Here is a 14,772-nt window from a genome sequence, read left to right as displayed (position 1 = left end):
TCAGCCCGCTGTGGCGCGAGCTCCCGCGTGTTTTGTGTTGTGCGACCGACCATAGGCGAGGGTTGCCCGGCCTGCCAAGGCCGGAGCGCGTAGCGTGTACGCGTGGCCTTGCGCACCACTCGCACCCGCACCGACGCGGCCCTCTACTGCCCTGCGTGCGGTGACCTGCGCGGACGCAATTACCCGGGCTGCGACGGCTGCACCGAACGCGTCGAGCAGGTACTGCTCACCGACTGGCGGACCTTGCTCCATGGCGAAGGTGTGAGCGCCGGCAGCGTCGAGGAACGCAACCTCGCCGAGAAGGTCGTGTCGGAGAAACCGGACAAGCGACCGTGGCGTTGCGTCGACAAGGCGCTGACCCTGCTGCCGTGCCGCGACTGCCGCGGCACCCTCGGCAGCGGTGAGCTGGACTGCCCGCGGTGCGGCGCCGCCGACGCACACCGGTGGCGGTGGACCACGCCGGACGACCGGCAGGCCGCCTTGCGGTCGGGGACCCTCGCGTTGCGTGCGCCGCACCGGGTGCGCCCGGCCGTGCTGACGACCTGGCGGCTGTGCCTGCCGTTCGTGCTGGAAGGCGACACGCTCAGCTCGCACCAGCGGCGGCGGGTGTGCGTCGCCGTGCTCGCCGGGCGCGAGGACGAGTTAGCGTCGCTGAACTCGCTCGCCGAGGTGCTCGCCGGCACCGGCTTGCCCTGGCGCGGGTTCAGCGGGACGAATCGAGAGCGAGTCGCACTCCGAGCCCGATGAGCACGGTGCCGGAGACTTGCTCCAGGCGCTTGCGCACCTTCGCGCGCTGCAGGAACCGGCTGATCCGGTCGAGCAGCACGACGACCACCAGGTACCAGAGGGTGTCGACGACCACCCAGAGCAGCGCCAGCACGACCAGCGTCGACTGGTGCCCGGGGCCGGGCGCGACGAACTGCGGCAGGAACGACACCGCGAACACGCCGAGCTTCGGGTTGGCGACGTTCACCAGCAGCCCCGCGCGGACCCCTTGTGCCGTCGACGGCGCCTGCGCCGGTCCGGTGTCGGGGCGGCGGGCGTGCAGGAGCGACCGGATGCCGATCCAGACGAGCACGATCACGCCGATGATCCGCAAGGTCGTGTAGGCGATCTCGGACGCGGTCAGCAGCACCGAGACCCCGAACGCGGCGGCCAGCGCCCAGACCAGCACGCCGAGCTCCATCCCGATCACCGTGGCCAGCGCGGCTTTGCGTCCGCCGCGCACCGCCTGTCGCAGCACGAGCGCCGTTCCCGGTCCCGGGAACAGCGCCAGTAGCAGCGACGCGGCGAAGAAGGTGATGAGGCTCGTGGTCACGCGGGTGATGGTCGCGGCGGACGGCACTTCGCCTCAACGCATTTACGCCCCGGCTCACGATCCTCGGGGGCGTTGCCGCGTCGGTCGCGGGTTCACGCCGGGCGCGGGACCAAGCCCGCTGGATCACGAACCACCAGGTCAGCGGGGTCTTCTTGGGTGGATGGGCGAATCGGACAAATTTCGCCTCGCGTAAGCAAACCCCACCCGCCACCGGGGGCTCCCCGAGGTCCAGTTTATCGGGTTTGGGCTGGTCAGGCGGGCGTTGGCGGAATCTGTGGACAACTGCCGCGGTGTGGAAAACCTCTTGGTCAGGAGGCGGCCAGTTCGGCGGGGACGGTGAACACGTCGACCATCGCGCCGTTGCGCAGGACGGTCACCGGGAGGTCGGTGCCGATCGCTTCGCCGAAGAGCATGCGTTGGATGTCCTGGGCGTCGGCCACCTCGGACCGTCCGACGGTCAAGATCAGGTCGCCGGGGCGCAGTCCCGCCTTGTGCGCCGGGCCGCCGCGAACGACCTCGACCACGCGCAGGCCCGCCTTCTGCCCGGTCCGCTCGGCGACGTCGTCGGGCAGCGGCGCGGGGACGCCGACGATGCCCAGGTACGCGCGGCGCACCCGGCCTTCGGTCAGCAGGGTCTCGATGACCCGCCACGTCGTCTGGTTGATCGGCACCGCGAGCCCGAGGCCGAAGCCCGCGACCGCGGTGTTCACGCCGACGACCTTGCCCGACGACTCCGCGAGCGCGCCGCCGGAGTTGCCGGGGTTCAGCGCCGCGTCGGTCTGGATCACGTTCTCGATCACGCGGCCCGCGGCGCCGGTGCGCGTCGGCAGCGAGCGGCCGAGCGCGCTGACCACGCCGGCGGTCACCGATCCGGCCAGGCCGAGCGGGCTGCCCACGGCCACCACCAGTTGACCGACGACGAGCTCGTCCGCGTTGCCCATGCGGGCGGGCTTGGGGGTGTCGCCGATCGCGTGCAGGACCGCGAGGTCGGACAACGGGTCGGTGCCGACCACCCGGAAGACGGCCTCGGTTCCGTCGGAATACGTCGCCGTCCCCCGCTGCGACGAGCCGACGACGTGCGCGTTCGTCAGCAGGTGGCCGCTGGTGTCGAAGACGACGGCCGAGCCGCCGCCGTTGCCGAGCCGGACGCTCGCCACGTGCGGGGTCAGTTCCGAAGCGACCGCGCTGACCGTGCGCGAGTAGGCGTCGAGGGCCTCGAGATCCGTCATCGCGACTACCCACTTTCACGAATTACACCGTTGCAGGTAGTACAAGTGTGCGCCGATTCCTGGTGTTCCCAGGCACCCGTTCACCTCAAGCGAACGGGTCCTCCTCGACTGCCGGGTCCCACGAAAGGCCGGGCACGCCCCAGCCGTTCTTCTTGACCGTCTTCTTCGCGGCCTTGACGTGCCGGCCGGTCAGCCGCGACAGGTAGAGCAGGCCGTCGAGGTGGTCGCACTCGTGCTGCAGACAGCGCGCGAAGAAGCCGGTGCCCTCGACCTCGACCGGGTTGCCGTCGCCGTCCTGGCCGGTCACCTTCGCCCAGTGCGCGCGGCCGGTCGGGAACGTCTCGCCGGGCACCGAGAGGCAGCCCTCGAGGTCGTCGTCGGGGTCCGGCATGGTCTCCGGGATCTCCGAGGTCTCCAGCACCGGGTTCACGACCACGCCCTTGTGCCGGATGCGCTCGTCGTCGGGGCAGTCGTAGACGAAGACCCGCAGCGGCACACCGATCTGGGGCGCGGCGAGCCCGGCGCCGTTGGCGGCGGTGTTGGTCTCGAACATGTCCGCGATCAGCGTGCGCAGGTCGTCGTCGAAGGTCTCGACGGTCTTGGCGGGCTCCGCGAGCACGGGGTCGCCGACGATGCGGATGGGGTGCACGGCCATGTGTCAGACCTTATTGGTACAGATAGGAGACATGCCGGGGCGGCACGGTCGCGGCGGCGTGACGACGTGATGTAATGGTCACCGGGGAATTCCACGAGTGTGATTCCCCGGTGCGCAAGGAGTCCAGACCGCGAGGCGAGGAGCCAGATGGACGCCGCAGAGGCCCTGGTACCGCAAGCGGAGCCGAACGACGGGCTGACGAGTCGTGAGCACGCGATACTGGCCTTCGAGCGGCAGTGGTGGAAGTACGCGGGCGCCAAGGAGCAGGCGATCCGCGAGATCTTCGACATGTCGTCCACCCGGTACTACCAGCTGCTGAACGAGCTGATCGAGAAGCAGGAGGCCGTGCAGGCCGACCCGATGCTGGTCAAGCGGCTGCGCCGGCTGCGCGCCGGGCGCCTGCGGGCGCGCGCGGCTCGCCGGTTCGGTGTCGAGCCGCGATGACCACACCGCCGCCCGGAAACCGTTCGGCACGAGCCGCGGGCTTCTTACTGCTCGGGATCGCGGCCATCGCGCTGGTCATCGGCGTGATCACGCTGTTCGGCGGATCAGGCAAGGACAACGCCGGTCCGACGCCGTCCCCGTCGACCACCACGACGTCGGCCGCGCCGCCGACCTCGCCGCAGCCGCCGCCGAGCACGTCGGTGAAGCCGCCGCCCGCCTCGACGTCGTCGTCGACCCCGCCCCCGGCCACGACCACGACCACGACGGCCAAGCCGCCACCGCACACGTCCGCGCCGCCGTCGACGCACGCGCAGCCCGTGCGGATCTACAACAACAGCACCATCCACGGGCTGGCCGCGCAGGCCGCGAAGGACATCCGCGGCGGTGGCTGGAACGTCGTCGAGGTCGGCAACTACTCGCAGGGCATCATCGCGACCGCGACCGTGTACTACCGGCCGGGCACCGCCGAAGAGGCGGCGGCGCGGGAACTCGCGCGGACGTACGGGTTGCGGGTGGAGCCGCGGTTCGCGGGCATCCAGGCCGCGTCGCCGGGCGTGATCGTGATCGTCACCAACGACTACACCGGCAAGCCCGGCAAGGGCTGACCCGCACCGAGTCCGGGTTCGGCGGCGGAGTTTTCCACAGGCACCCAGTTGTCCACAGAAGACTCCACCGCGCCCATCGGACCGCCCAAAGCCGATAGACTGGCTGCAGGGGTGCCCCCCGAGGAGGGTGGGGGCTGCGCTAGTTCCCTTATGTAGCAGCGTTGTGCGTTGCGTTCGCTTATGGGGCGGCGCGGTTGGCGGCGAAGGCTTCCAGGTTCGCGAGCTGGACCGGGTCCAGGGACGGGCGGACCTTCTCGCGGGCGGCGGCCAGGTGGTCGGCGGTCACCTCGGTGGCTTCCAGCGATTCGCGCATGGCGGTCAGAGCCGCCTCGCGGATCAGGGCCGCGCAGTCCGCGGCCGAGTAGCCGTCCAGGGTGGTGGCGATTTCGGCCAGGTCGACGCCTTCGGTCAACGGGGTCTTGCGGGCGGCGGCCTTGAGGATCTCGGCGCGCGCCTCCGCGTCCGGCGGCGGCACGTACACGACACGCTCCAGCCGGCCCGGGCGCAGCAACGCGGGGTCGACCAGTTCGGGGCGGTTCGTCGCGCCCAGCACCACGACGTCGCGGACCGGTTCGACGCCGTCCAGTTCGGTCAGCAGGGCGGCGACCACGCGGTCGCCCACCCCGGAATCCGACGACTGCCCGCGCCGGGGCGCCAGCGCGTCCACCTCGTCCAGGAAGATCATCGTCGGGGCGGCCTCGGCGGCGCGGCGGAAGAGTTCGCGCACCGCGCGTTCGGACTCGCCGACCCACTTGTCCATCAGCTCGGCGCCCTTGACGGACATGACGTTCAGCTGGCCGGTTCCGGCGAGCGCGCGCACCAGGAACGTCTTGCCGCACCCCGGCGGCCCGTACAGCAACACCCCGCGCGGCGGCATGACCCCGAGGCGGGCGAAGGAGTCCGGGTACTGCAACGGCCACAGCACGGCCTCGGTCAGCGCCTGCTTGACCTCGACCATGTCGCCGACTTCTTCCAGCGTGAGACCGCCGGTCTGCAGGTTGTCCGAAGTGGACATCGACGTGGGCCGCACGGTCTCCAGCGCGCCCTTCAGGTCCGTCTCGGAGATGCGCGGCTCGTCGACCTCGCGCTGGCGCAACGCCGCCCGCACGGCTGCTTCCCGGCGCAACGCCACCAGGTCCGCGGCCACGAAGCCGGGCGTGCGCTCGGCCAGCGCACCGAAGTCCACTTCGGACTCCAGGGGCAGGTCGCGCAGCAGCACGCGCAGCAACTCCGTGCGGGTCTTGGCCTCCGGCAACGGCAACGCCAGCTCACGGTCCAACAGCTCGACACTGCGCAGCCGCGGGTCGACCGACTCCGGGCGCGCCGTGCTCGCCACGATCGCCAGGCTGGGCGTCGACACCGCCGTGGTCAGCACCTGCAACACCACTGTGGACACCGGCGGCGGGCTCGTGGCGGGCAGCAGGCTGTCGATGTCGGTGATCAGCAGGACCGTCGGCTCGCCGGTCTCGGCCCGTTCCACCGCCTTGCCGACCGCTTCGCCGACGCTCGCGGCCGACGCGTTCGCCTCCAGCGCGGCCACGGCGGGCGCGGCCAGTTCGATCACGCCCGCGCCCACCGCGTGCGCGACCGAGCGGACCAGGGTGGCCTTGCCGACGCCTTCCGGTCCGCTGACAAGCACGCCCAGGCGCGGCGCCGCACCCAGCTTGCGCAGCAGTTCCGGCTGGCGGAACGCGAGCTCGAACCACTCGGTGAGTTTGCGGGCCTGGGTGCCCGCGCCCGCCAGGTCGGCGATCGGGACCGGTGGTTCCTGCTGCTCGGTCACGATGGGCGCGGTCGTCACGGGCGCCTGCTGCGTCGTGGTCGCGGTGAGCTGCGTGTTCCCGTCCGCTGTCGGTGCGGGTGATGACGGGGTGCCGTCGCGCCAACTGACCACAGTGGACGGGTGGACGGCCACGGGACCCGCGGGCTCGGTCGCGGTGACCGTCAGCAGTTCGGTGGTCCACGTGCCCCCGAGCGCGGTGGAGAGCTTCTGGCGCGCGGTGGTCGGATCGGCGCCGGACTCAGGCACGAGGTCCTGCGGCAGCAGGGACACCGCGTCGCCGACGGTCAGCACCTTGCCGGCCAGCGCCAGCCGCAACGTCTGCGCGTTCAGCGTCTTGGTGGCCAGGCGCGACCCGGCGACGGTCACCGACCGCGCCGCCACGACCTGGGTCGGGCCGACGACGACCTCGGCCTGTTCGGTGATGCCGAGGTTGGACATCGTCACGTCGTCGAGCAGCACGACGCCGGTCGGCGCGGCCGGGTCGCCCTCGGCGGCGATCGCCGCGCTGACCCGGGCACCGACCAACCGCACCGCATCCCATTGCCGCAGCCCGAGGGCGTCGAGCACCTCCGGGTGCAGGCGCACCACCCCGCGACGGGTGTCCAGTGCGGACGGGGAGAGCCGGGCGGTCAGCGTGATCTGTGGCGACGACACGGCGACGAGCTTAAGGGGTCAGCGGTCCCCGGGACGCGTGTTGTTGCGACGCAACCCGATGCGGCTCCACCGGCGCGGGTTGGGCCGGCCGCGCTGGGCCACGAGCGGAACCCGGACGTGGTCGTCGGTCCCGCGCCGCGGCAGCCGGACGGCCCGGCGGGCGGCACCGGCGACCTTGCGCAGCGGTGGGCGGATCCCGAGGCGCCGGTTGACCCGGCTGCGCCGGATCGCCCGCCGTTCCCGCGGCGGGACGTCCCACGCCTCGGGGTGCTTGGCGAGCCAGCGGTGGCGGCGCACCGCGAACGGGATGTGCAGCAGGTAGCCGATCGCCGCCACGGCGAGGGTCGCCAGCGGGTAGGTGATGACCGCGGCCGCCAGCAGCCCGACGAGCACCAGCAGCAGCGCCGCGAACTTGGCGGGCACCTTGATGGTCTTCACCGACAACGTCGGGATGCGGCTGATCAGCAGCGCGGCCGTGGCGACGGTCCACAGCATCACCACCACATAGGACGACCACCAGCCTTCGTGGCCGATCGCGTGCGTGAGGATCAACGGCAGCAACGCCACCAGCCCGCCGGCCGGGGCGGGCACGCCGACGAAGAACTCCTTGGTGTACACCGGCTGGTCGGTGTCGTCGAGCAGGGTGTTGAACCGGGCCAGGCGCAGGATCATGCACACCGCGAAGACCAGCGTGGCGATCCAGCCGATCTTGTCGCCGTGGCCGAGCTTCCAGCTGAACAGCACCAGCGCGGGCGAGACGCCGAACGCGATGGCGTCGGAGAGCGAGTCCAGCTCGGCGCCCATCTTGCTGGTCGCGTCGAGCAGCCGCGCGATGCGGCCGTCGAGGCTGTCCAGCACCGCGGCGACGCCGATGCCCGCGATCGCGATCGGGTAGTTGCCGTTGAGCGCGAAGAACGCCGCGGACAGCCCCGCGGACATGGCGAGCACCGTGATGGCGTTCGGCAGCAACCGGACGCCGGGGGTGGCGGGTGCCATTCGTCAGGCCTCCGGGTGGGGCGGCAGCTCGGCGAGCACCGTCTCGCCGCCGATGGTGCGCTGACCGGCTTCGACGAGCACGCGGCTGCCGCGCGGCACGTACAGGTCGACGCGCGACCCGAACCTGATCAGTCCGTAGGTCTGCCCGGCGACGACCTTGTCGTCGTCCTTAACGTGGCAGACGATGCGGCGGGCCACCAGGCCCGCGATCTGGACGACGACGAGCTGGTGGCCGTCGTCGGTGTGCAGCAGGAGCGTGTTGCGCTCGTTGTCGTCGCTGGCCTTGTCGAGGTCGGCGGAGAGGAACTTGCCCGGCCGGTAGACGGCCTTGGCGATCGAACCCGTCGCAGGCGCGCGCTGCACGTGCACGTCGAAGACGGACAGGAACACGCTGACCCGCAGCATCGGGGTGTCGCCGAGCCCCAGTTCCGGCGGTGCCACGGCCTCGACGACGTGCGAGACGGTGCCGTCGGCGGGCGCGACCGCGATGCCGGGGCGCTGCGGGGTGACCCGGTTGGGCTCGCGGAAGAACCACGCGAGCCACGAGGTCAGGACGGCGCCCGCGACGCCCGCGGGCCGGGAGAACCGGCGCAGCGCCAAGGTGAGGGCGAGGCCACCCGCGACGAACGGGCGACCGGCGGGGTGCATGGGCGGCACGACGCTTCGAGCCAGGTCGACGGCGTGCGCAAGCGCTTTCTTCTCGGTCATGGCGGCTGGGTCGTCCTCGCGGGCCGGCGGCGGATGGAGGTCAAACGCTACGCCAGGTGCGCCGAGACATACGCAGGTGGATCAGGAGTTGGATCCGACCGGCCCGTGCGCCCCCCGACGGCGCACGCGCCGGCCGGATGATCGTGAATTGCCCACAGAGTGTAAAGCCGGATGCTGGCAGTAATCAACGCTTTACGAGATAAGTCGACTACTGACGGTTACGCCGGCCTGCGCTCTGCGCGAGGCGAAGGATCACGAGCAGCACGATCGCGCCCAGCACGGCGACCCCGAAACTCGGGAAATCGAACTCGAAGAACTTGTCCCGGCCGGTGAAGAGCCGGTAGATCAACCCGCCCAGCGCGGCCCCGACCACGCCGACGAGGATGCTGACCAGACAGCCTTGCCGCTGCCGCTCACGGCCGCCGACGACCAGGTTCGCCGCCCAGCCGGCCAGCGCCCCGAACACGATCCACGCGATGATCCCCACGGCGCGAACCCTATCTGATCACTCCTGCGGAAGGGGTTTTCCACAGGCGGTGGTTGTCCACAGATTTAGCCGAAGCCCCTGGTCAGCCCGCTTTCCCGATAGACTGGGAGTACGGGGTGCCCCCGGGAGGGCGGGGGCTGCCTACGCGAGGGAGCGCCGAAAACGGGGTTGTTTCGGTGGGGAGTTGGCGCGTGGACAGGCTCCGAGTCGTCGATCAGGTGGGTGCCGCGCTCGAAGGGTTGGTGCCCGGGTCGCGGGTCTCGTTGCGGGGTTCGCTCGCTCGGGGGACGGCCGACAAGTACAGCGACATCGACCTTCTCTGGGTCGTGCCCGATGCGTCGTTCACCGCTGCCCTGGACGGGCTCCCGCAAGCCCTGACGGCGGCCACCCGCCGGGTGGATCCGGACTTCGCGCGGTCCGACCGGCGGCGGCTGGTCTTCCTCCGGCTTCCCGGCTTGCCGTTGTTCTGGCGGATCGACCTCGACGTCCGTGCTGCCTCGGTGGCCGACGACGAGCACTACGACGTGGACAACCCGGCCGCACGCAGCACCGACGGCTGGTCGGCGGCGGCGAGCGCGCTCGAGAACGCCATCGCCGCAGTCAAGGCCGAACGGCGTGGCCGGTCAGCGGAAGGCTTGCTGGAACGGGGATTCGCGCGCATCGGCCGCGCGAACACCGGCTCCCCGTACGACCTGGCCGATGCGTGCGTCGCCATCGAGCCCGGCCTTCGGGAGCTCGCGGACGAGCTCAAGAGATCAGGATGACCTCGACCTCGTCGCCCTCGGCGACCTCGGTCACGTCCGGCGGCACGACGATCAGGCAGTTCGACGCCGCGAACGACGCCAGCAGGTGCGAACCCGGACCGCCGACCGGCACCGCCGTTCCGGCCGCCGGGTCGTAGTGGCCGCGGCGGAACTGCTGCTTGCCCTTCGGCGAGCGCATCGCCGCGGTCAGCGACGCCCGTGCCGTCGGACGCGCGACGTCCGTGAAACCCATGGCGGCCAACAACACCGGCCGCACGAAGACCTCGAACGACAACGCCGTGCTCACCGGGTTGCCCGGCAGGGTCACCACCGGCACGCCCTGGTAGCGCCCGCAGCCCTGCGGCCCGCCCGGCTGCATCGCGACCTTGACGAACTCGACGCCTTGGTCGGTCAGCGCGTCCTTCACCACCTCGTACGCGCCCATGCTCACGCCGCCCGAGGTCACCAGCAGGTCCGCGTCGGCGAGGTGGTCGGCGAGGGTTTCCCGGAACCGGGCGACGTCGTCGGGCACGAAGTGCAGGGGGATCGGCTCGGCGCCGGCCTCGGTCACCGCGGCGGCGAGCAGCATGCCGTTCGACTCGTAGATCTGGCCGGGCCCGAGCGGCTCGCCCGGCGGCACGAGTTCCGAACCCGTCGACAGCAACAACACCCGGGGCCTGCGCCGCACCGGCAGGGCGGTCGCCCCGACCGCGGCCGCCAGGCCCAGGTGACCCGAGCGCAGCACCGTCCCGGCGGTCAGCACGACCGAACCCGCCACCACGTCCTCGCCCGTGCGGCGCACGTGCGTTCCCGGCGGCACCGAACCGTCGATGCGCACCTGCTCGGTCCCGCCGTCGGTCAGCTCGACCTGCACGACCGCGTCGGCGCCCGGGGGCAGCGGCGCGCCCGTCATGATCCGGTGCGCCGTGCCGGGTTGCAGCACCTGCAGGTCCCCGGCGCCGGCGGGCAGGTCGGCGGCGACCGGGAGCACCACCGGCTCGTCCACGGTCGCGCCCACCACGTCCACCGAGCGGACGGCGTAACCGTCCATGGCGGAGTTGTCGAACGGGGGCAGGGAGATCGGCGCCGTCACGTCCTCGGCGAGCACCAGGCCCAGGCAGTCGATGACGCGCGTCTGCCGCACCGGCATCGCGGGCAGCAGCGCCGCGACCCTGTCCCGGTACTCGTTCACCTGCAGCGCAGTCCTGGCTTCGGCACACACGCCGGTCATCCTGCCTCGTCCGTGCCGGACGCGACACCGGCACGTGACACACTGCCGTCGCGACGGTGACGGAGGGAGGAACGAGGCGTGCAGGTCCGCACCCGGCACACCCCGGCGTTCGGCGTCGCCAGGCTGCTGCTCGCCCCTGGCGAGGCGGCCCTCGCCGACTTCGGCGCGATGATCGCCACCAGCTTCGGCGTGGTGATCGATGTGCGAGCACGCACGTCCTCGCGTTCCAAGGGGCGGGACGCGGTCTTCACCGCACCGGTCGAGGGCGGCTGGGTCGACCTGGCCCCCGCGCTGCCCGGCGAGGTCTACACCTTGGAGCTCGACGGCGTGTCCGGCTGGTGCGTCGCGCGCGGGAGCAGGCTGGCGCTGGCCAGCACCATCCGCACCGACGCCTCGTGGGCCGGGTTCCACCAGCTCTTCGGGGCCGAGCACGGGTTCGTCGAGCACATCTCCGGGCAGGGCGCGATGGTGCTCGCCGGCTGCGGCGCGGTCGACGTGATCAACCTCGAGCAGAACGAGTTCGTGACCGTCGATCCCCGGTATCTGCTCGCCTACGCGGATACAGTGCAGTGCCGGCTGCGTGCGGTGAGCCAGTCCGGGCACCAGTCGGTGCGCACCGGCGAAGGTCTGCTGCTGGACTTCGCAGGTCCGGGCAAGGTGCTCACGCACACCCGCACACCGGCGGAGCTGGCCGCCGCGTTGCACCGCGTATAAGCCACTGTCACTGCTTCGTTAGGCTCGTCACGTGTCGGAGGATCTCACCGGGCGTCGCCTGGGCCACTACCGGATCGACGGAGTGCTCGGCAAGGGCGGCATGAGCGTGATGTACCGCGCCACCGACGTGAGACTCGGCCGCAAGGTCGCGCTCAAGGTCATCGCCGAGCACCTCACGGAGGACCCGGAGTTCCGCGAGAGGTTCGTCGACGAAGCCCGCAACACCTCCGCGATCGACCACGCGAACGTCGTGCCGCTCTACGACTTCGGTGAGGTCGACGGGCTGCTCTACATCGCCATGCGGCTGGTCGACGGTTCCGACCTGGCCAGCCTGGTCAAGGGCGGCCCGCTCAAGCCCGAACGCGCCATCGCGTTGCTGCGCCAGGTCGCCGAGGCCCTGGACAACCTGCACGACCGCGGTCTGGTGCACCTCGACGTCAAGCCGGCGAACGTGCTGGTCACCTCGCGTGAATCGGCCGCCGAGCACGTCTACCTGGCCGACTTCGGCCTGACCAGGCGCGGCGCCACCGGCCACCGCACCCGAGGCGGGGACTTCCTCGGTTCGCCCACGTACGCGGCGCCCGAACACCTGCGGGGCGAGCCGGTCGACGGCCGCACCGACGTGTACTCGCTGGCCTGCGTGCTGTTCACGTGCCTGTCCGGCAAGCCGCCGTTCCAGGGCACCGTGCCCGCCGTGATCCAGGGCCACCTCAACACCGAGGTGCCCGCATTGACCTCGCGGGTGGACCTGCCGCGCGGCATCGACGACGTCGTGCGCCGGGGCATGGCCAAGGACCCGGAGACCCGCTACCGCACGTGCCGCGAACTGATCGCGGCCGCCGCGCAGGCCTTGTCGGGCGCGCGGCAGCAGGGCGGCCAGCCCAACCTCGGCCCGGGGACCGGGCCGGGCATGACGCTGCGCCAGCCGACCGCGACCTTCCCGTCGCACCAGCAGAGCAGCAACGCCGACCCGGTGCGGCTGCGCCCGCCCGTGCCCGCCGGCAGCACCGCGTTCACCACGTCCGGGGAGAACGGCGGCAACCGGTGGATCGCGCCGGTGATCGTCGGCGTGGTGGCCATCGGCCTGATCGTCGGCGCCATCCTGTGGTTCAGCAGCGGCGACGAGAAGCCTGGCGGCGGGGGTGGCACCCCGACCACGACGACGTCGACCAGCGTCCCGCAGATCCCCGTCGGCACCAGCGGCAACCAGCCCACGGACGGCCAGCAGCCGACGTCGGGTCACCCGACCATCCCCGGCGGCGGCACGATCCCGACCATCCCGTCGCTGTCGATCCCGAACCACGGTGGTGGCGGCAGCGGCCTGCCGATCGAGCCCGGCCATCCCTGAGCCTGGCCACCCCGAGCTGGGACGCGCCCGACCTGCGCTCCTTGCACTCGATGGCTCCGAGTGCTAAACACGGTGTTAGCACTCACGGTTGATGAGTGCCAGTCATTGGAGTCAAGGTCAGAACGGTGAGATCGGATCCGGGTCACTCCGGGACCGGTCGTCCGTCGCGGGCACCGAGCCTGGCCGAGCACCTGTCCGCACTGGAGGACAACTAGGCATGGCCAAGTTGATCGCGTTCGACGAGGACGCGCGCCGCGGTCTCGAGCGTGGCCTGAACACCCTCGCCGACGCCGTCAAGGTGACGCTCGGCCCCCGAGGCCGCAACGTCGTGCTCGAAAAGAAGTGGGGCGCGCCGACCATCACCAACGACGGCGTCTCCATCGCCAAGGAGATCGAGCTCGAGGACCCCTGGGAGAAGATCGGGGCCGAGCTCGTCAAGGAAGTTGCCAAGAAGACCGACGACGTCGCCGGTGACGGCACCACCACGGCGACCGTGCTGGCCCAGGCCCTGGTTCGCGAGGGCCTGCGCAACGTCGCCGCCGGCGCCGACCCGCTGTCGCTCAAGCGCGGCATCGAGCAGGCTGTCGAGGCTGTGACCGAGCAGCTGCACAAGGCCGCCAAGGAGATCGAGACCAAGGAGCAGATCGCTGCTACCGCCTCGATTTCCGCCGCTGACAAGTCCATCGGTGAGCTGATCGCCGAGGCCCTGGACAAGGTCGGCAAGGAAGGCGTCATCACCGTCGAGGAGTCCAACGCACTCGGCCTCGAGCTCGAGCTCACCGAGGGCATGCGCTTCGACAAGGGCTACACGTCGGGTTACTTCGTGACCGACGCCGAGCGCCAGGAAGCGGTCCTCGAGGACCCGTACATCCTGCTCTACGGCTCGAAGGTCTCGAACGTCAAGGACCTGCTCCCGCTGCTGGAGAAGGTCATGCAGGCGTCGAAGCCGCTGCTGATCATCGCCGAGGACGTCGAGGGCGAGGCCCTGGCCACCCTGGTCGTCAACAAGATCCGCGGCACCTTCAAGTCCGTCGCCGTCAAGGCCCCGGGCTTCGGTGACCGCCGCAAGGCGATGCTGCAGGACATGGCCATCCTCACCGGTGGTCAGGTCATCAGCGAGGACGTGGGCCTCAAGCTGGAGAACGCCGACCTGAACCTGCTGGGCAAGGCCCGCAAGGTCGTCGTGACCCGTGACGAGACCACGATCGTCGAGGGTGCTGGTGACGCGGAGCAGATCCAGGGCCGCGTGAACCAGATCCGCGCCGAGATCGAGAAGTCGGACTCCGACTACGACCGCGAGAAGCTGCAGGAGCGGCTGGCCAAGCTGGCCGGCGGCGTCGCGGTGATCAAGGCCGGTGCCGCCACCGAGGTGGAGCTCAAGGAGCGCAAGCACCGCATCGAGGACGCGGTGCGCAACGCCAAGGCCGCCGTGGAGGAGGGCGTCGTCGCCGGTGGTGGCGTCGCGCTGCTGCAGGCCGCCCAGATCGCGTTCGAGGGCCTGCGGCTCACGGGCGACGAGGCGACCGGCGCGAACATCGTTCGCGTGGCCGTCGAGGCTCCGCTCAAGCAGATCGCCGTGAACAGCGGTCTCGAGGGTGGCGTCGTGGTGGAGAAGGTCAAGGGCCTGCAGCCGGGTCACGGCCTGAACGCCGCGACCGGCGAGTACGAGGACCTGCCTGCCGCGGGCATCATCGACCCGACCAAGGTCACCCGGTCGGCGCTGCAGAACGCCGCGTCGATCGCCGCGCTGTTCCTCACCACCGAGGCTGTCGTCGCGGAGAAGCCGGAGAAGGCCTCGGCCGCCCCGGCCGGTCCCGACGCCGGCGGCATGGACTTCTGATCCACGCCATCTAGCAA

At 71.1% G+C, this 14,772-nt stretch carries 15 protein-coding genes; 7 read left to right on the top strand and 8 right to left on the bottom strand.

Annotated elements, in window-relative coordinates:
• Positions 1-102: 102 nt before the first annotated feature.
• On the top strand, positions 103-747 hold the full coding sequence (locus EV186_RS02795) for a hypothetical protein (protein ID WP_133847495.1): 645 nt from the start codon (positions 103-105) through the stop codon (positions 745-747).
• On the opposite strand, the gene EV186_RS02790 is transcribed toward EV186_RS02795, so the two are convergent.
• The 3 genes from EV186_RS02790 to EV186_RS02780 form a co-directional block, all read right to left on the bottom strand.
• The gene (locus tag EV186_RS02790) at positions 704-1,318 is read right to left on the bottom strand and encodes a LysE family translocator (protein ID WP_133847494.1); all 615 of its coding nucleotides are present in this window, start codon (positions 1,316-1,318) and stop codon (positions 704-706) included. The genes EV186_RS02795 and EV186_RS02790 overlap by 44 nt on opposite strands.
• Positions 1,319-1,626: 308 nt before the next feature.
• On the bottom strand, positions 1,627-2,547 hold the full coding sequence (locus EV186_RS02785; RefSeq protein WP_133847493.1) for a S1C family serine protease: 921 nt from the start codon (positions 2,545-2,547) through the stop codon (positions 1,627-1,629).
• A gap of 85 nt (positions 2,548-2,632) precedes the next feature.
• A complete protein-coding gene (locus tag EV186_RS02780; protein ID WP_133847492.1) occupies positions 2,633-3,202 on the bottom strand; it encodes a peptide deformylase in 570 nt (189 codons plus the stop codon).
• 147 nt (positions 3,203-3,349) lie between these two features.
• On the opposite strand from EV186_RS02780, the gene EV186_RS02775 reads away from it, so the two are divergent.
• Together EV186_RS02775 and EV186_RS02770 are read left to right on the top strand one after the other, a co-directional pair.
• On the top strand, positions 3,350-3,646 hold the full coding sequence (locus EV186_RS02775; protein ID WP_133847491.1) for a DUF3263 domain-containing protein: 297 nt from the start codon (positions 3,350-3,352) through the stop codon (positions 3,644-3,646).
• Positions 3,643-4,251, top strand: coding sequence for a LytR C-terminal domain-containing protein (locus tag EV186_RS02770; RefSeq protein WP_133847490.1), 609 nt, complete (start codon positions 3,643-3,645; stop codon positions 4,249-4,251). The genes EV186_RS02775 and EV186_RS02770 overlap by 4 nt, the downstream gene beginning before the upstream one ends.
• Before the next feature lie 178 nt (positions 4,252-4,429).
• Here the strand turns inward: EV186_RS02770 and EV186_RS02765 are convergent, their stop codons facing one another.
• From EV186_RS02765 to EV186_RS02750, 4 genes are all read right to left on the bottom strand, one after another.
• Positions 4,430-6,688, bottom strand: a complete 2,259-nt coding sequence (locus tag EV186_RS02765) for an AAA family ATPase (RefSeq protein ID WP_133847489.1) — start codon at positions 6,686-6,688, stop codon at positions 4,430-4,432.
• Between the two features lie 18 nt (positions 6,689-6,706).
• The gene (locus tag EV186_RS02760; RefSeq protein WP_133847488.1) at positions 6,707-7,684 is read right to left on the bottom strand and encodes a CDP-alcohol phosphatidyltransferase family protein; all 978 of its coding nucleotides are present in this window, start codon (positions 7,682-7,684) and stop codon (positions 6,707-6,709) included.
• A gap of 3 nt (positions 7,685-7,687) precedes the next feature.
• Positions 7,688-8,392 (bottom strand): phosphatidylserine decarboxylase, encoded by a 705-nt coding sequence (locus EV186_RS02755; protein WP_133847487.1) that lies wholly within the window; start codon positions 8,390-8,392, stop codon positions 7,688-7,690.
• A gap of 208 nt (positions 8,393-8,600) precedes the next feature.
• A complete protein-coding gene (locus tag EV186_RS02750) occupies positions 8,601-8,879 on the bottom strand; it encodes a GlsB/YeaQ/YmgE family stress response membrane protein (protein ID WP_133847486.1) in 279 nt (92 codons plus the stop codon).
• 191 nt (positions 8,880-9,070) lie between these two features.
• On the opposite strand from EV186_RS02750, the gene EV186_RS02745 reads away from it, so the two are divergent.
• Positions 9,071-9,643: a nucleotidyltransferase domain-containing protein gene (locus tag EV186_RS02745; RefSeq protein WP_133847485.1), complete on the top strand. Its 573-nt coding sequence runs from the start codon at positions 9,071-9,073 to the stop codon at positions 9,641-9,643.
• Here EV186_RS02745 and moeA read toward each other — a convergent pair.
• Entirely contained in the window at positions 9,627-10,853 is a 1,227-nt protein-coding gene (gene moeA / locus EV186_RS02740) for a molybdopterin molybdotransferase MoeA (RefSeq protein WP_133847484.1), read from the bottom strand. The genes EV186_RS02745 and moeA overlap by 17 nt on opposite strands.
• Before the next feature lie 78 nt (positions 10,854-10,931).
• Here moeA and EV186_RS02735 point away from each other — a divergent pair, with 78 nt between their 5' ends.
• The 3 genes from EV186_RS02735 to groL all read left to right on the top strand — a co-directional run bounded on the left by EV186_RS02735 (position 10,932) and on the right by groL (position 14,755).
• Complete coding sequence (locus EV186_RS02735) at positions 10,932-11,567, top strand: AIM24 family protein (RefSeq protein WP_133847483.1); 636 nt, start codon at positions 10,932-10,934, stop codon at positions 11,565-11,567.
• Between the two features lie 31 nt (positions 11,568-11,598).
• On the top strand, positions 11,599-12,915 hold the full coding sequence (locus EV186_RS02730) for a serine/threonine-protein kinase (RefSeq protein ID WP_133847482.1): 1,317 nt from the start codon (positions 11,599-11,601) through the stop codon (positions 12,913-12,915).
• Between the two features lie 217 nt (positions 12,916-13,132).
• Complete coding sequence (groL, locus tag EV186_RS02725) at positions 13,133-14,755, top strand: chaperonin GroEL (protein ID WP_133847481.1); 1,623 nt, start codon at positions 13,133-13,135, stop codon at positions 14,753-14,755.
• Positions 14,756-14,772: the final 17 nt, after the last annotated feature.

This window comes from Labedaea rhizosphaerae (genome assembly GCF_004362825.1).
GTDB lineage: Bacteria > Actinomycetota > Actinomycetes > Mycobacteriales > Pseudonocardiaceae > Labedaea > Labedaea rhizosphaerae.
Note: the sequence above shows the minus strand (reverse complement) of the source record. Positions and strands in the feature narration are given on the sequence as shown.